The 16,250-nt window shown below is 40.0% G+C and carries 14 protein-coding genes; 4 read left to right on the top strand and 10 right to left on the bottom strand.

Annotated features, from left to right (window positions below; translation table 11 throughout):
* Positions 1-102: 102 nt before the first annotated feature.
* The 3 genes from H5058_RS00930 to coaBC form a co-directional block, all read right to left on the bottom strand.
* A complete protein-coding gene (locus H5058_RS00930) occupies positions 103-2,883 on the bottom strand; it encodes a S9 family peptidase (protein WP_182676545.1) in 2,781 nt (926 codons plus the stop codon).
* Positions 2,884-3,044: 161 nt separating this feature from the next.
* On the bottom strand, positions 3,045-3,632 hold the full coding sequence (gene slmA / locus H5058_RS00925; protein ID WP_011329292.1) for a nucleoid occlusion factor SlmA: 588 nt from the start codon (positions 3,630-3,632) through the stop codon (positions 3,045-3,047).
* A gap of 158 nt (positions 3,633-3,790) precedes the next feature.
* Positions 3,791-4,984, bottom strand: coding sequence for a bifunctional phosphopantothenoylcysteine decarboxylase/phosphopantothenate--cysteine ligase CoaBC (coaBC, locus tag H5058_RS00920; protein WP_086997701.1), 1,194 nt, complete (start codon positions 4,982-4,984; stop codon positions 3,791-3,793).
* Positions 4,985-5,127: 143 nt separating this feature from the next.
* Between coaBC and radC the strand changes: the two genes are divergently transcribed.
* The 4 genes from radC to rfaH all read left to right on the top strand — a co-directional run bounded on the left by radC (position 5,128) and on the right by rfaH (position 7,281).
* A complete protein-coding gene (gene radC, locus H5058_RS00915) occupies positions 5,128-5,802 on the top strand; it encodes a DNA repair protein RadC (protein WP_011329290.1) in 675 nt (224 codons plus the stop codon).
* A gap of 273 nt (positions 5,803-6,075) precedes the next feature.
* Positions 6,076-6,312 (top strand): 50S ribosomal protein L28, encoded by a 237-nt coding sequence (gene rpmB / locus H5058_RS00910; protein ID WP_041454777.1) that lies wholly within the window; start codon positions 6,076-6,078, stop codon positions 6,310-6,312.
* An 11-nt stretch (positions 6,313-6,323) separates the two neighbouring features.
* Complete coding sequence (gene rpmG / locus H5058_RS00905; RefSeq protein WP_004335545.1) at positions 6,324-6,479, top strand: 50S ribosomal protein L33; 156 nt, start codon at positions 6,324-6,326, stop codon at positions 6,477-6,479.
* Between the two features lie 316 nt (positions 6,480-6,795).
* Positions 6,796-7,281, top strand: a complete 486-nt coding sequence (gene rfaH, locus H5058_RS00900; RefSeq protein ID WP_011329287.1) for a transcription/translation regulatory transformer protein RfaH — start codon at positions 6,796-6,798, stop codon at positions 7,279-7,281.
* 57 nt (positions 7,282-7,338) lie between these two features.
* On the opposite strand, the gene H5058_RS00895 is transcribed toward rfaH, so the two are convergent.
* From H5058_RS00895 to lptD, 7 genes are all read right to left on the bottom strand, one after another.
* Positions 7,339-9,354 (bottom strand): methyl-accepting chemotaxis protein, encoded by a 2,016-nt coding sequence (locus H5058_RS00895; RefSeq protein ID WP_182676543.1) that lies wholly within the window; start codon positions 9,352-9,354, stop codon positions 7,339-7,341.
* Positions 9,355-9,606: 252 nt separating this feature from the next.
* Positions 9,607-10,425 (bottom strand): symmetrical bis(5'-nucleosyl)-tetraphosphatase, encoded by an 819-nt coding sequence (locus H5058_RS00890; RefSeq protein ID WP_011329285.1) that lies wholly within the window; start codon positions 10,423-10,425, stop codon positions 9,607-9,609.
* 12 nt (positions 10,426-10,437) lie between these two features.
* Positions 10,438-10,827, bottom strand: a complete 390-nt coding sequence (apaG, locus tag H5058_RS00885; protein ID WP_011329284.1) for a Co2+/Mg2+ efflux protein ApaG — start codon at positions 10,825-10,827, stop codon at positions 10,438-10,440.
* Positions 10,811-11,617 carry a 16S rRNA (adenine(1518)-N(6)/adenine(1519)-N(6))-dimethyltransferase RsmA gene (gene rsmA, locus H5058_RS00880; protein ID WP_011329283.1) on the bottom strand — a complete coding sequence of 269 codons (807 nt, stop codon included), beginning with the start codon at positions 11,615-11,617 and terminating at the stop codon, positions 10,811-10,813. The genes apaG and rsmA overlap by 17 nt, the downstream gene beginning before the upstream one ends.
* Complete coding sequence (pdxA, locus tag H5058_RS00875) at positions 11,614-12,606, bottom strand: 4-hydroxythreonine-4-phosphate dehydrogenase PdxA (RefSeq protein ID WP_011329282.1); 993 nt, start codon at positions 12,604-12,606, stop codon at positions 11,614-11,616. The genes rsmA and pdxA overlap by 4 nt, the downstream gene beginning before the upstream one ends.
* Positions 12,607-12,608: 2 nt before the next feature.
* Complete coding sequence (gene surA, locus H5058_RS00870) at positions 12,609-13,904, bottom strand: peptidylprolyl isomerase SurA (RefSeq protein ID WP_011329281.1); 1,296 nt, start codon at positions 13,902-13,904, stop codon at positions 12,609-12,611.
* A 98-nt stretch (positions 13,905-14,002) separates the two neighbouring features.
* Complete coding sequence (gene lptD / locus H5058_RS00865; RefSeq protein ID WP_041454580.1) at positions 14,003-16,249, bottom strand: LPS assembly protein LptD; 2,247 nt, start codon at positions 16,247-16,249, stop codon at positions 14,003-14,005.
* Between the last annotated feature and the right edge of the window lies 1 nt (position 16,250).

Raw genomic sequence — 16,250 nt, 5'->3', positions numbered from 1 at the left:
ATTATTAGTTAATTCAGTATTGTCTATTTATTATAAAGTGGGTAGTAATAAATTATAAAACCCCGATAGACTTAAATCTATCGGGGTTCTTATCATTTATTTTTACTCTTGTATAAATGCTTCGCCTTCTTTCATCCACTTTGCGGCGGGTTTGCCTTTTAAGTAATGATCAAAGTACTGCATCATACGAATCGAAAAATCGACTTGATTAGGAAACTTTTTCAAGTGATGAGGTTCGCCTTCATACTGTAAAAAAGTGGCATCTTTACCCGCACGGCGCAGGGCTAAGTAATATTGTACCCCTTCGTGCCAAGGTACAGCGTCGTCTTTATCGCCAAACATAATTAAAATAGGAGTGTTTACTTTATCGGCAAAAAATACCGGTGAGTTTTCTATGTATAATTCTGGCGCTTCAAAAAGGTTTTTACCAATGCGGCTTTGTCCTGTTTCGTACTGAAACTGACGCGCTAAGCCCGATTTTAAACGAATGCCACTATAGGCGCTGGTCATGTTAGACACGGGAGCACCCGATACAACCGCTTTAAACATATCGGTTTGAGTGATCATAAAGGCACTTTGATAGCCTGCCCACGAATGACCTTGTAAACCAATTTTATTTTTATCAGCAATGCCTAAATCAATGAGCTTTTGCGTGGCGTTGATCATGGTTTGCGTTGATGATTTACCTGGGTGGCCTATTTCAAAACGAATGTCGGGTAAAAATACCGCGTAACCGTTTGAGGTAAACATAGGGAAGTTAGGGCGGTGGTTTAATTCCATTTTAGGAAAGTCGTACATGCGCTGGCTCATATAACGGTAAAAATACACCATTACTGGTACTTTATCGCCTTTTTTGTAACCCGCAGGTTTAATTAGTACGCCTTGTAAGTCTTCGCCATCAAAGCCTTTGTAGCTTATGAGTTCTGGTTTTTCGCCCCAGGCAAAGTTACTTATTTGTGGGTTAAGTGTAGTCACTTGTTGCGGAGCACTGAAACTAAAGTCAGTTTGATAAAAGTCTGGAAACTGATGATACGCTTGCTCAGTAAATAGGTATTTATCGGCATTTTTTGCTTTTTTAACTAAATCAAAACGTTTATTACCACTGAGCACTTTAGTTACTGTGTTGGTGGTTAAATCAAGCTTGGCTATTTCACTTTGCTTAGTTTGTAAGTTAATAGCCGATATAAGCAATGTTTCGTCTTTTTTAAAGCCAACTTGGCTTTTATCAAGTTTAATAACGCGATATTGAGTATTGGTTTGTTTACCATTAGTTAAACGTTTTGCCTGCTGGCTATTTACATCAAACGCCCAAATATCGTACTTACTGTAAGCAAGTAGTTGGCTGCTATCTTGATTCCAACCGGCAAAACCATAACCTGGTTGGGCTGAAGGGTAGTCGTGCTTGTCATCAGCAAAAGTAGCTTGAATTGCACGTGTAAGCGTAGTGACTTTATTATTTCTTAAATCTTTTAGCTGTATATGGTTATCGCTAAAGTAGGCGGCAAACTCGCCATTAGGTGCCAAACTTGGTTTAAACGGGTAGTTACTAACAATGGGAGTGTGTTTACCTGTATTAATATTTACAGCAAAGTAGTCAGCAAAAAAGCCGCCATACATTATTTTCTCAAGGTATGGGGTATCAGTATAACCAAGCAGTGATGTATCGCGTTGCGGATTAAGCGCAACCTCTGGCATGCTCACAGTACTTAGCTGGGTAACTTTTTGCGAATTTATGTGGTACACCGCGCTGTAATGGCGGTTTTTGTTTTTTTCGTTCCACTGCTGCTGTTCACGCGGTTTTATTTGCGCGTCGTTGTTATGCCATACTTTTAAGCCTTTATGCTCTCGTATAGTGTCAAAGTCGTATAGTGAGGCTTCGTCGCTATACTCTTTAGCTTTTACTTTAGCGGCTAGTTTAGGGCGATTTTCAAAATATAAACGCTCGCCATTTTCAGACCATATTAACGCGGCGGTTTTACCTATTCCCCAATCTTTGTTGGGGGAGTTAATCGTTGTTAGCTGCTCATTTTGCCAAAGTTGTAAGCTGTAGTTACGACGGCGCATGTCGTCGTTAACATAGTTACCTAACGTAAATGCTACGCTTGCCTCAGTTGGGTGCCAGGCTATTTTACTGGCCACAACACCAGGCTCATCTATGAGTATGCTGCTTACAAAGTCATTTAAATTAAGCAGTGCTATTTGATTGTTGTTACCATCGCTGTAACTCTGGCTAACTAATAGTTGCTGGTTAGTTGCGCTAATACTGTAGTTAAATACATCTGTAATTGTGTGGCTGCGTTTATTGCTTAAATTTACAATAACCAGTGGATAGGTTTTATCATCTTTGTCTGGTGTGATGGCGCTATCGTTTTTATTAGCATGAGTGCTGGCACTTTCATCCTCGGCTTTTTCATCATCGCCTTTAGCTGCTTTTTGATCTAAGCGATAGGCAAGCCAAGTTCCATCGTTTGATAACTTATAGTCTTTCACATTACTAAAACTTTGTTGCTCGCCTGTTTGGGTATTTACTAGTACCAGGTTGTTTTTTAGAGCATCTTTTTTATTCGTGGTTTCTTGTTCTAGTAGCGTGGGTACTTGGGTAAATGCGACCCAGTTAGCAGCTTGATTAATAACTGGTTTAGTACCACGCGGTACTTCTGCAATTAAGCTATTACCGCTTAGCGAGTAAACTTGGCCAGTGGCATCACCACGATACGGGGTTGCACTGAGCGATAAAATACGGCCATCTTCAGATAGCTGCGTTGCTTTGGCTGATTTAAAATCAAACACATCGTTAAATTGTAGCGACTCTTTAGCGTAAACTGTGGTGCTAGCTACGCTGACAATAAGCGCAGAGCTTAAAAGGGTGAGCTTTGTTTTCATTATAGGTTCTCGTTTTTTAGCGTTATTTTATTGTAACGAGTTTTGTCTATAATTCGAGTATATACGACAAGTGGTAGCAAAGCAGAGTTGAAAGGCTGAAGGTGAAAATTTAAAAACCTTGCAAGCGTGGCTCACAAGGTTACGTGTGTTGAATTTGGAGTTTATAACCAGATTTTTTGTAGCTCCGGCCATTGTTTTTCAAATTGTGCGCTTGGCTTAGTACTAAAATTACTGCGTACAAACTGATTCATTTTACCTTCAACATAGGCAAGTAAAAAGTTGGCTAGGGTTAGCTCGTCACTTTGAAAGTTTTTACCTTCACGCAGCTTTCTCTCGCGCAGCACTTGTTTAAATTGGGTCTCAAGTTTTTCAAAGAAACTTTGCACTCGTTCACGTAACCGCTCTTGCTCACCTTGCAATGCGTCGCCGGTTAAAATACGGGTAATACCAGGGTTCTTTTCAGCAAACGTTAGTAGTAAATGCAAAATATTATAAACGCGTGCTTGGCTTTCTTTTTCGTTTTCTAAAATAAGATTTATACGAGATAAAAGCGTGTCTTCAATAAATTCTATTAAGCCCTCAAACATACGTGCTTTACTAGGAAAATGACGATACAACGCTGCTTCCGATACACCAACCTCAGCGGCTAGCTTTGCTGTGGTAATACGCTGGCCGGGACTGGTTTCTAACATTTGTGCAAGTGCTTGCAGTATTTGCTCTTTGCGATTACTTCTTTTTGTCGCAGGCATGAACATTCCTTTTTTATTAGTTATCTTTTAGCAGGAGCTAGTCATTTTGATTCAAATGTTTAAGGCGCGTTTATATTTAGAATTAAACAAATTTAAACTCTTAAAAGTAAACGCGTGTTTAGCATGTTAATGTTTTATTCAGTTTGTTTCCAGCTCTTTTATATTCTCTGAGCGAGCTGTTGGATCACTGTTAGCGCAATTGCTGTTTTGCTATTTGTTGGTAATTCAAGCTGTTCATTATGCCAGTACAGGGTTAGCGCATTATTGTCAGCGTTAAACCCAAGATCACTTTGTGATACATCGTTAGCGCAAATCATATCCAGGTTTTTATTTTTTAGTTTACCTTTTGCGTAGTTTGCTACATTTTGTGTTTCTGCGGCAAAACCAACAGTGTAAGGGCGGTTTTGCTGTAAATTAGCTACGTGTGCAATTACATCCGGGTTTTTAACTAAAGTAAGAGTAAGCTCGTCGCCTTGCTTTTTCATTTTTTGTGCTGCAACGGTTGCTGCGCGGTAGTCGGCAACAGCTGCGCAGCCAATAAACGCATCTGAGCGCGGTGCGTAGTTGAGTGATTCGTTTAATAGCTGCTCGGCGCTTTCTATATTGATCAAATTTACGCCAGCAGGGGCTTTTATAGTCACCGGGCCTGAAATTAAATTAACTTTAGCGCCAAGTAATAAAGCGGCCTCAGCAAGTGCGTAGCCCATTTTACCTGAGCTGTGATTAGATATAAAACGTACCGGGTCAATGGCTTCTCGGGTCGGGCCTGCGGTTATGGTAATGGTTTTACCTGCAAGTAACTGAGGTTGCTCTTTTGCAATACATAAAGCAACTAGCTCATGAGGCTCTAGCATGCGCCCAGCGCCTACATCGCCACAAGCTTGCTCACCCTTTCCTGGGCCCCAAATAAGCACGTTACGTGCCTTAAGTGTGGCTAAATTAGCTTGTGTAGCAGGGTGAGCATACATTTGCTGATTCATAGCCGGTGCGATAGCGACTTTAGCCGGAGTTGCAAGTAATAAGGTAGTGAGTAAGTCATCGGCAATGCCCGCCGCCATTTTAGCAATAATGTTGCTGGTGGCTGGGGCAACTAAAATTAAATCGGCCCACTTGGCAAACTCAATATGGCCCATAGCAGCTTCTGCTGAAGGGTCGAGTAAGGAGTCTGCAACCATTTCACCGCTCACAGCTTGCATAGTTAAGGGGGTTATAAAATGTTTTGCTGATTCAGTCATAACTACTTTAACACTACAACCATGCTCTTTTAAGCGTCTAACCAGTTCTGCGCATTTATAGGCCGCTATACCGCCGCTAATTCCCAGCACTATTTTTTTATTAGTTAAATTAATCATGGTTGTCCATCAGCCTTATTTAATATTAGGGCTAAAATAACAAATCTTGACCCGTACAGCTAAGCTTTTAAGATGAAAATAACAGGCTAATTTTCAAATTTGCATTACAGTTAATATATAAGCCGATTTATCAAGGATGAATAATGCAACTAACCTCACTTCCTAATTCGCAGCGTCCCCGCGAAAAGCTAATCGAAAAAGGCGCAAAAGCGCTCAGTGATGCTGAATTGCTTGCCATATTTTTACGCACCGGTTTGCCGGGTATGAATGTGATTGAGCTTGCCCAACATTTACTTAATGAAAACAAAACGCTACACAATTTATTTAATGCCAGTATGGAAGAGTTTTGTGCGCAAAAAGGGTTAGGTACAGCTAAGTATGTGCAGTTGCAAGCGGTGCTTGAGCTCAGCCAGCGTTATATGCAGGAGCGTTGCCAGCGCGATGCTATATTTAACTCGCCAAACGCTGTATATGATTATTTAACCTTGCAAATGCGTGGTTTGCAGCAGGAGGTATTTATGGTGCTGTATCTTGATAGTCAAAATCGCTTAATTAAAGATGAAATACTTTTTTATGGCACCATTAATTCTGCCAGTGTATATCCACGAGAAGTGGTAAAAGCGGCACTTAAAAATAATGCAGCAGCGGTTATTTTTGCGCATAATCACCCAAGCGGGATTGCCGAACCGAGTCAGGCCGACAAACTTATTACTAATAAATTGCAACAAGCACTGCAATTGGTAGATATAAATGTGCTGGATCATATTATTGTTGGAGGAGAAACCTGTGTTTCTTTTGCTGAACGAGGTCTTATTTAGCTTTACTTTTACAGAAGAGTACTAAAAACGAGCAGTTTAGTGTGTTTTGGCAAATTAGTTTAATTTAAATGCAGTTTTTACTTTCCCTATGGGCTTTCGATCTTTATAATTAGCCGCTATCAAATTTGCACATGAGCTGATTGGATGAGATCAGTTATTTGATCTTCGCCTGTAAAAGCTGTATAAAGAGCGCCCTTCGATTTATCTCTAGGGCACAACTACATGGCCTTAGGGAAAATTAAGCTCGAGCTAAGTTATTGGAGATATATAGACATGGCTAAAGTATGTCAAGTTACAGGTAAGCGTCCTGCGGTTGGTAATCACCGTTCACACGCGAGAAACGCGACTAAACGTCGTTTCCTACCTAACCTACAAACACACCGTTTTTGGGTTGAAAGTGAAAAACGTTTTGTAACATTACGCACTACTACTAAAGGTATGCGTATTATCGATAAAAAAGGCATCGACACGGTTCTTACAGAAATCCGTGCTCGCGGCGTAAAAGTTTAAGGATCTGAATCATGCGCGATAAAATCCGTTTAGTTTCAACTGCCGGTACTGGTTTTTTCTACACTACCGACAAGAACAAACGTAACATGCCTGAGAAGATGGAAATCAAAAAGTTTGATCCAAAGATTCGTAAACATGTTCTTTTTAAAGAAGCAAAAATTAAGTAATTTTAGTTTTCTATTAGAATGTAAAAACCCAGCTTATGCTGGGTTTTTTGTTTTTGATTTACGTAAAATAATAGCTTAATTGTTTAATATTGCCCTTAGCTTTAGCTTAGAGCTTGCTTCTAATAGCTGTAATATATCAGCGCTTACCCCTCAATTAAAACCTACTCGTTTGATTATCAGCGTATTAAATCACTTTTTCTAAGTGAGTACTTATTTACTGTGGGGCTATTTTACATAAAGGTTTGCATAGGAGTATAATGCTGCGCTCATTTAGTTTATGGTTGTCTTATCTTCAACTCAGGCTGTAGGAATTGCCATGGAAAGTTGGTATTTAGTTGTATGTAAACCTCGCCAAGAAGAGCGTGCGCAGGTTAATTTAAAAAACCAAGGAATAGCGTCATTTTTTCCAAAGTTAACTACTGAAAAGTTAGTTAAAGGACGCCGCACTGTTAAGCAGTCTGCTTTATTTCCTGGTTATGTATTTGTGTGTTTAGAAGCTGAGAATGGTAACTTTTTTGCGGTAAAAAATACCCGCGGAGTAAGTGGCTTTGTAACTTATGGTGCTGCATATCAGCGTGTGCCCGTTGAGTTAATTAATCAGCTTAAAGCAGAGCGTTCGCACTCACATGAATCGCAAGTTCCTAAAAACGGTGACTTGGTGAGTGTAAACAATGAGTCATTTAAAAATATTGACGCTATTTATAAAGAGCCTGATGGCGATATGCGCAGTATTTTGTTCATTAATTTGCTTAACAAACAAATAGAAATTAGCGTGAGTAATCAAGCAATAAGCAAAATCTAATAAAAAAAGGGGAAGTAATAAATTACTTCCCCTTTTTATAAATGTTTATAGCAATAATTAAACCTTAAAGTTCTCTACTGATAACCTAAGTTCTTCTGCTAGTTTTGCTACTTCTGAACTTGATATGGTCGTTTGTATTGCGCCCTCAGCGGTTTGCTCGGCTATAGCAACAATGGACTCTAAGCGCTCACTTATTTCTTGTGATACTTGTTGTTGCTCTTGCGCTGCCGTTGATATTTCTTCACTCACGTTATGCGCTTGCGATACGGCTAAAGTAATCGAGTCGAGAGCGCTGCTTGCTAAATCGCTTTGCTTAACACACGACACGGCTTGTTGTTTACCTTTTTCCATAGCCGATACAGCGGCTTCTGCACCGCTTTGTAGTGACTCAATCATAGATTGAATCTCTTGGGTTGATTCTTGTGTTTTACTTGCCAGGGAGCGTACTTCATCTGCTACTACAGCAAAGCCTCGGCCATACTCACCTGCACGCGCTGCTTCAATCGCGGCATTTAATGCCAATAAGTTTGTTTGATCAGCAATACCGCGAATCACATCTAATATACTGCCAATCGATGCGCTGTCTTTGTGGAGCTTATTAATAACATTCGACGCTTCATCAACTTCGTAAGCTAGTTGCTCAATAGTGGCTTTATTTTGATTTGAAATGTCTTTAACGCGCTCGGCTTCTTTATCGGCATTTTTAATCTCATGTAACGCCTGTTGAGCGCTATTACTTACCGTTTGTGATGTACTACTCATTTCTGTTGTTGCTGTAGCTGCCTGTTCAACTTGTGCTTGCTGATTACGAATTGCTTTACTTGATTCGCCAGTAATTGTTGAGGTTTGCTCTGATGCAGCTGCAAGCTGAGTTGAGCGTGAAATAATGCCTTTAATTAAACTGCGAAGGCTATCAATTAAGGTGTTACAGCTTTTAGATAGCTCACCAAACTCATCTTTGGCACTGTCATCTAAGCGCTGTGTCATATCGCCACTTGCTACAATATCTAAAATGCGGTTAACTTCAGCCAGTGGTTTAGTAATACGATTAACTGTAACGACTGCCACGATAATTGCAATTATGGTGGCTATTATCATGCCTATCCAAGTCCACAAGTTTGCAGAATCTACGTCGCTGCGCACCCCTTTTTGCAATGAAAAAGCAACATCGCTGGCTTGTTTTACAAGTACGTCAATTTGATTTAGCGCTGTTTTAGTTGCTTGCTCAGACTCTGCAAGTTCACGTTCAGTAAGGCTAATTGCATCGATTAAGCGTTTTTTATTCGCAGCAAGGCTATTGTTACCTACAATGTTGCTCTCTAGCGTGTCTACGTATTCTTTTAGACTATTGTATAAACCACTATGGCTTTGCTCTATGGCTGGTTTAATTAGCGCTACGGTGCGGGTCACTTCTTCGAAGTAGTATACTTGCTCATTTTTTACAATATCTAAGGTATTAAGCGTTTTAACCGTTAGCATGTCGGTACTGTTGCTTACTACAGACATAAAATTGTTTTCAAGATTATTAGCAGCCTGGTAAGCGCGTGGGTTACTTTGCTCTAAGCCGTTTATATCAATAATATCGAGTACAATTGAGTTTGCATCTTCGGCGGCAAGCTCTATGCTTTCTAGTTGCGCTTTTAACATTTTATTCAGTGCTAGCTGTTTAGCTTTGTCGGCAAGTAAGCCCTCTACCGTGCTTAAAAAACTTAAATAGGTTGTTTCAACTTGTTGGCTACTTTTACTCAATAGTGGATCGTTTTTAACCACTTCTTGTAATTCACTATGCAGCGTATTGAATAACTGCTTTTGTTCGAGCACTTGGTTTTTTATTGGTTCTAGTTGCTCTGCAGAAGAGGTATAAAAACTAGCTTGAGCAGCTTTGCTCATTAAAATAAACTCGGCTTGTAATTCAGCGCTTTTATTTAAAGCGGGCAGCGACAACTGATTTACTTTTTGGGTGGAGCGATCAATATTTGCTATTTTTATTAAAGAGTTACCGCCAATTATTAAAAGCAGTAGAGTGATGAAAATAAATCCACCCCAAATACGCTGGCTCACTGTTAAATTCATACGGATTTCCATTCTAAAGTATATCAGTTAAAACTTATCGGCTTGTATTGCAATAAGTTAAGTAATTAAAGTTAATTTTAATTGTTTAATCTGTGTTGATTATTTTTAATTAAGCAATGGCCATGCGTAGCTCTAATTATAGGAGTGCTATTTTTGCTACTAAATATAATGCCAACTTAATGTGAACAGGTTGTAGTTACAAAGTTTCAACATGCGACATTAAACTTAACAGATGTATTACTTTATTTCAGTTTATTTAGACGAAAGTTGTGATTTTTCTACAGTTTTTTGTTTGCTTTTTAATTCTATTAAGGTCATGGCACCTCCCCAAACACATCCGGTGTCTAAGGCTAATAAATGATTATGAGGTGTTTTACCATTTAATGCTGCCCAGTGGCCAAAAATAAGCGTTTGTTTAGCCGTTGTTATTGCTGGATGCATAAACCAAGGGGTTAAGTTATTGCCACTTGTTACTTCCCCTTTTGCACTTAAGTCGAGTTGGTTATCGGCAGTTAAAAATCGCATACGGGTAAAGTAGTTAACTGTGTATCTAAACTTTTCGTAGTTATTAAGTTCATTAGGGTTATTAATGGGGTGAGGTTGGTACATGTTTGCAAAAAAGTCATGCGCTTTAGGCGAGCTGTAACAATGCTGAGCAAACTGAGCATGTTGTAAGGCTTGTGCTATCGACCAGTCAGGGTTGAGCCCAGCATGGGATATAAAGCTATTGTACTGCTTAAGGTAAAGTGCCAAAGGCTGAGTTTGTAAAAATGCAATATAGTGGGGGAGTTTAGTGCTATTGAATACAGCTGCTAATTTATCATTAGGGTTGGGTGGTTTATTAAGTAGATAGCAGGCAATCAGGTGTAAGTCATGATTGCCTAGCGTAACTGTAATGCTATTTTGGTGTTTGTATAAGTACTCTAAACAGGCTAGTGAGTCAGGGCCTCGAGCGACTATATCGCCCACCAAGTAGAGATGATCTTTACTTGGATTAAAGTTAACGCGTTGGAGTAACGCGTTAAACTCGTTAAAGCAGCCTTGCAAATCACCTATTGCGTAGTCAGCCATGCTTATAGTGTACTAGTGCAGTATGTTAGGGCAGGCTAAACGAAACACGTTAATAGGCGCTTTAAACTCAGTGCCAAACTCGTTACGTAACGTATAATGCCCTTGCATAGTACCTACAGGGGTATCTAGTATTGCCCCACTGGTATATTTATAACTTTCGCCGGGTGCTATAACCGGATTTTCGCCGACCACACCTTCGCCTTGCACTTCAATTTCTTTGCCATTTGCATCGGTAATTAACCAATAACGGCTCAGTAATTTAGCGCTACACAAACTGTGGTTTTTAATGGTTACAGAATAAGCAAATACAAACTTTTCTAGTTCAGGTTGCGACTGCTCTTCTACATAAAATGTTTCAACAGATACCTTTACAGGCGATCCAATATTACTGCTTGTTGTCATAAATCCAATTTGCTATGTCAATAAATTGTTGTAACGATAAGCGCTCAGCACGCAAAGTAACATCTATGCCAATGCTGGTTAGCTCATCTGCAGTTAGTAAGTTGCTTAAACTATTGCGTAGTGTTTTACGACGCTGGTTAAAGGCTTCTAGGCAAACGTTATTTAAAATTTTCACGCTTTTTGCAGTGCGTTGTTCAGGCTTTTTAGGGATTAAGCGAATAACCGCCGAATCAACTTTAGGCGCAGGTTTAAAGCACTCAGGCGGTACTTCTATAACCGGCATTGCATTACAGTAGTACTGAGTCATTACGCTTAAACGACCAAAGGTTTTGCTCCCCGGGCCTGCAACCATGCGTTTTACTACTTCTTTTTGCAGCATAAAGTGCATGTGCTCAATATTGTCTGCAAATTCAAAAAGATGAAATAATAACGGAGTCGAAATGTTATACGGTAAGTTACCAAACACTTTTAGTTTTTTGTCATCTCTCACCAAGCTTGCAAAATCAAAGGTCATTGCATCGCCTTGGTTTACGGTTAATTTAGGTCCCAAAAATGGGTGTTCAATTAAACGCTGTGCCAAATCTTTATCTAATTCTACAACCGTTAAATGGCCGCTTAATTCGGCTACCGGTTCAGTAATTGCGCCAAGGCCTGGACCAATCTCTACTAGGTTATCTTCTGGTTTAGGATCGATTGCGCTCACTATTTTACCGATGATCATGTCATCAAATAAAAAGTTTTGTCCAAAACGTTTACGGGCGCGGTGTCCTAAATGTACTTTATCGGTCATTGATTTTGTGCTTTTTCTTGGGCGAGCTTAATTGCTTCGCGGATCGCTAATTCAAAACTGCCAACATCAGCAGTACCTTTGCCTGCCAAATCCAGAGCAGTACCATGATCTACTGAGGTGCGGATAAATGGTAAACCTAAGGTAATATTTACCGAGTTACCAAATCCCTTGTATTTTAGCACAGGTAGCCCCTGATCGTGATACATAGCTAATACGGCATCGGCTTCATTTAGGTATTTATCTTGAAATAAAGTGTCGGCAGGGAGTGGACCAATCAGGTTCATACCTTGGTTGTTAAGTATTTCAAGTGTTGGAATAATGGTATCTATTTCTTCACGGCCTAAATGGCCATCTTCACCAGCATGAGGATTTAAACCACAGACTAAAATACGCGGCTTTTCTATACCAAACTTAGTTTGTAAGTCGTGGTTTAAAATACTCGCTACTTTGATTAGCCGATCCTCTGTAATAGCACGCGATACATAGGCAAGCGGAATATGCGTCGTTACCAGCGCTACTCTTAGGCCTTGCGTAGCAAGCATCATTACTACATCTGCGGTATTCGACTGTTGTGCAAAATACTCGGTGTGGCCACTAAACGAAATACCGGCTTTATTAATAATACCTTTATGTACAGGGCCGGTAACAACTGCTGCAAAAGTGCCATCCATGTTTTTTTCACTGGCAATACGCAAAGTGTCTAATACGTATTGGCCATTAGCATCGTTAAGCACACCTAGCTCTACAGGCTCAGCTACATCTACTTGATGTAGGTAAAGGCTTCCTGCTGGTGCAGGCGTTGCTGCAGCATGCTGGTCAAACTCTATTAGCTTTATACTTAAGCCTAAATGTTTAGCACGTTGCTTAAGCATATTTGCGTCGGCAATGGCAACAAGCTGTGCGTCCCAAGTTTGTTGGGCAAGTTTTAACAGTAAATCTGGACCAATGCCCGCAGGCTCACCAGGGGTAATTGCGATACGTAATGTCATAGTTATTCGTCTATTGGGAAAATTTCAACATGGGCTTGTTCGCGCATTTCTTGCTGCCAGTTAAAGCTTTCTTCTTTAAATTTACGATTAAATAGCATGCCATGGGCGCGGTTGCGTTTAGCTTGCTCGGTTTTATCAGCTACACGGGTATCGAGTAACTGCACAATATGCCAACCGAATTGGCTTCTAAATGGTTCGCTAATTTCATTTTGCTTAAGTGATAATAAAGTATCTCTAAAGGCTGGAACATAGCTAGTTGGATCAGCCCAATCGTACTCACCACCTTTAAGGGCTGAGCCTGGATCTTCTGAGTATTCTTTAGCAAGTTTTGCAAAGTCGGCTTTATCAGCGCGTAAGTCTTTTACAAAACCGGCAAGCATACTACGTGCTTTCTCTTCACTTAAAATAATAGATGGCTTGATTAAAATATGACGTGAGCGAGTTTCAGTTGTTTCTACAACTTGACGACCACGAACATCTTGGACTTTTATAATATGAAAACCAGCACCAGAGCGCAGCGGACCAATAATAGCGCCTTGCTTTTTACCTTTTACGGCTTCAGCAAATAACGACGGCATTTCGTTAATGCCCATCCAACCTAGTTGTCCACCTTCAAGTGCTTGAGAGCCGCTTGATGATGAAATAGCAATGCGTTTAAATTCTTGCTCGTCATTAAGTAATTCAATTACTTTGTCTGCGCGCGTTTTAGCTGACGCAATTTCATCGGCGCTAGCATCACTAGGAATATCAATTAAAATATGGCCAATGTCATACTCTTCTGCGTTTTGACCTTGGCTTTCCATAATTTTTAGTAAGTTATCTACTTCTTGCTCGCTTACATAAACACGGCGATCAACATTGGCGCGCATAACTTGTTGCGTAGTGATCTCTTTACGAATTTCTTCACGGTATGCTTGAAAGCTTTCTCCCGAGCCCTCAATAGTACGACGTAAATCTGCAATGCTACCGCCTTGCTCTTTAGCCATACTTGCAAGTGTTTGATCTAGTTGGCTGTCTGAAATCTCTAACCCCATACGCTCAGCCATTTGCATCATGAGTGTTTGGTTAACTAATCGCTCTACGGCCTGGACACGTAATGTTTCGTCTTTAGGAAGCTCCTGACTCTGTTCTTCAGCTTGCTTTTTAACACGGTTAACTATGGTGTCCACTTCACTTTTTAAAATAACTCCTTGGTTGACTATGCCAATAACTTTGTCGATTTCAACCGGAGCTGCAAATGCGCTTTGGCATAAGCTAATACTTAAAACTGCTGATGTTAATAATTTTTTTAAATTCATATTCTTTTTACTACTCTTGCTAATAGTACTGTTGTGATCCTAGGGAATACTCAATTTTTAGCGTTAATTAATAATACTTTAACTTTAAAAATAGTGTCCTAGTCATTAAGAAAATACGGTCTACGATAACCAAAAATACCTTGTTGTAATAATTTTTTAGCATCATAACGGCTTTTACTACCTAACCCTTTTAAAACAAAATTCAAACGAATGCTTGAATCAAAAGTCGCCTGTTGTTGCCCTATAGACTGATTTAAGTCGGTAACAATTTGGCGATGGCCAGTAATTTGAAATGCCCAACAGCACGATTCATACTGTAGCCCGCTTAACACTTCGATACTGCGGTTATTTTCAAGGTCGCGGTGATAGCTTGCAATAAACTGCCATTCGTCGCTCACTGGAATGCTTGTAAATAAGCCTGTTTGTTCAATTGCATTACCTGAGACATCATCTGAATACCGATGGTTCAATTGAACTAGCTCATTATCGTCGCCTTTATAGTCGAGCGTTACGTTAGACTGAATAATTTGTTTACCGTCAGTATCATACTGAATACCCGCAGATAAATACCAGCGACGATGCCAATGTACCATGGTTTGTGCTGCAAACAAGGCATTGTAGTTGGTGTCTGAGTTTAATCCTTGCTCTGTAGGTTTGGCTGAATCGCTTAAATAAAATATTTGTCCGGCGCTAAAATTAAATACTTCTTGGTGTTTTTTGTCAAATAACCGAGTCGTTGCACCTAAGGTAAATTGGTTAGCAGCAGCTATTCTATCAACACCTGAAAAGCGTGTGTCTCTAAATAAACCAAAAAAATCATCTTGTAGTTTGGCAGTATCAAATAAGCCAATATCAGATTGATCTTCATTAGGGGTATATAAATATTGTAGCTGTGGCTCTAAAGTTTGAATACCGTCATCAATAAAGTAGGAGGTTTCGCGCTCAAAATTAAGTTGTGTATACAAACGTACTTTTGGCAGTGTACGCGATACGCTTTCGCTGTATTGAGTACCTTCTAAATCACCATGCTGTTTGTAGTTTGTTTGTAATATGCTTACTTCTGATAAAAACGACCATGCATGTTCTTTATAATCAAAGCGAGCTTTTGGCTCAATATGTATTCGAGTAGCTTGATCAATAATAGCTGAGCTATTAGTAAAGTGGCTCACTTCTCCCGATACACTAAAATCAAAGTTGTCGTATTGCCAAGGTGCGGTTTGGGTAAAACTAATTTGTGGCAAAGCGGTATAAGACTCTAAGTGATCGCCCAGTACTTCAAAGTTTTGTACTGTAATATCGGTACGCCAAGTGTCGCCCATATGAGTAAGCGAGCCTGTTCTGTACAATTGAGTATCGGTTTTACTGGCATAATTAGAGTCTAAATCAGTTAAGTAGTTGTCGTCACTCACGTTTGTTATATCAACATTAGCGCGCCAGTTTTCACCTAAATAGCTTTTTTGTTGCCAATGAAACATATAACGATCGCCAAGATCGGGGTCTGAATCATCTTTATTTAAATATTCAATACCCACTAAGCCTTCATGCTCTTGGGTTAAATATCTAAATTCAGTTTGCAGTTGTAAACCTTTACGCGACATATAACGCGGGGTAATGGTGGCATCTAAATTGGGAGCGATATTCCAGTAGTAAGGCGTAATAGTTTCTAAACCATAGCGATCTGAGCTTGAAAAACTAGGCGTAAGTAACCCAGATTTACGGCGCTCATCAAGCGGAAAGGTAAAATAAGGTAAATATAAAACCGGCGTATCTAGGATGCGTAAAACCGCATTATAGGTTTCGCCCCAGCCTTCTTCGCGAGAAAGGTTAATTTCGTCGGCTTCAATGGCCCACACAGGTACTTCGCCAGGGCAAGCAGTAAAGCTTGCATTCATTAGCATTAAGCCAGACTCATCAACGGTGAGTTTTTCAGCGCCACCTTTGCCTAGCTGTTGTGTTAGGCTATATTGTGCACCAAGTAAGCTGATTGCTGAATTATTTAAATCGGCGTTGAGGCCAGTGCTGTTAACTTCGCTTATTTTGTCGCGATAAGTAATTGGCCCAGTAGCATTGAGTAAACCGCGTTGTTTATCGATTAGTGCAGTTTGTGCGGACAAACTCATATTAACGGTGTTAATATCAACATTACCAGTAAATTCAGCGCTTTGTGTGCCTAAAAGCTCTACGTCGTTAGCGCGAATATCAACCATACCTAGCTTTAAGCCAGGAAGCGGTTGCCAAGCTCTGGTTTGCATTGAAGTGCCACAAAACTTGTGTGTCAGTTCAGTTTCGGCAAGCGATGGTGCGCTCAGTACGCTTAGCATCAATATGCCCCAGGTTTTGCTCATT

The organism is Pseudoalteromonas sp. SR45-4 (assembly GCF_014163535.1).
In the GTDB taxonomy this organism is placed as follows: domain Bacteria; phylum Pseudomonadota; class Gammaproteobacteria; order Enterobacterales; family Alteromonadaceae; genus Pseudoalteromonas; species Pseudoalteromonas nigrifaciens.
This window is presented reverse-complemented; position numbering and strand designations above follow the sequence as displayed.

Coding starts and splice junctions, on each gene's coding strand:
- H5058_RS00930 (WP_182676545.1), bottom strand. CDS start 2,883: ATGAAAACAAAGCTCACCCTTTTAAGCTCTGCGCTTATTGTCAGCGTA.
- slmA (WP_011329292.1), bottom strand. CDS start 3,632: ATGCCTGCGACAAAAAGAAGTAATCGCAAAGAGCAAATACTGCAAGCA.
- coaBC (WP_086997701.1), bottom strand. CDS start 4,984: ATGATTAATTTAACTAATAAAAAAATAGTGCTGGGAATTAGCGGCGGT.
- radC (WP_011329290.1), top strand. CDS start 5,128: ATGCAACTAACCTCACTTCCTAATTCGCAGCGTCCCCGCGAAAAGCTA.
- rpmB (WP_041454777.1), top strand. CDS start 6,076: ATGGCTAAAGTATGTCAAGTTACAGGTAAGCGTCCTGCGGTTGGTAAT.
- rpmG (WP_004335545.1), top strand. CDS start 6,324: ATGCGCGATAAAATCCGTTTAGTTTCAACTGCCGGTACTGGTTTTTTC.
- rfaH (WP_011329287.1), top strand. CDS start 6,796: ATGGAAAGTTGGTATTTAGTTGTATGTAAACCTCGCCAAGAAGAGCGT.
- H5058_RS00895 (WP_182676543.1), bottom strand. CDS start 9,354: ATGAATTTAACAGTGAGCCAGCGTATTTGGGGTGGATTTATTTTCATC.
- H5058_RS00890 (WP_011329285.1), bottom strand. CDS start 10,425: ATGGCTGACTACGCAATAGGTGATTTGCAAGGCTGCTTTAACGAGTTT.
- apaG (WP_011329284.1), bottom strand. CDS start 10,827: ATGACAACAAGCAGTAATATTGGATCGCCTGTAAAGGTATCTGTTGAA.
- rsmA (WP_011329283.1), bottom strand. CDS start 11,617: ATGACCGATAAAGTACATTTAGGACACCGCGCCCGTAAACGTTTTGGA.
- pdxA (WP_011329282.1), bottom strand. CDS start 12,606: ATGACATTACGTATCGCAATTACCCCTGGTGAGCCTGCGGGCATTGGT.
- surA (WP_011329281.1), bottom strand. CDS start 13,904: ATGAATTTAAAAAAATTATTAACATCAGCAGTTTTAAGTATTAGCTTA.
- lptD (WP_041454580.1), bottom strand. CDS start 16,249: ATGAGCAAAACCTGGGGCATATTGATGCTAAGCGTACTGAGCGCACCA.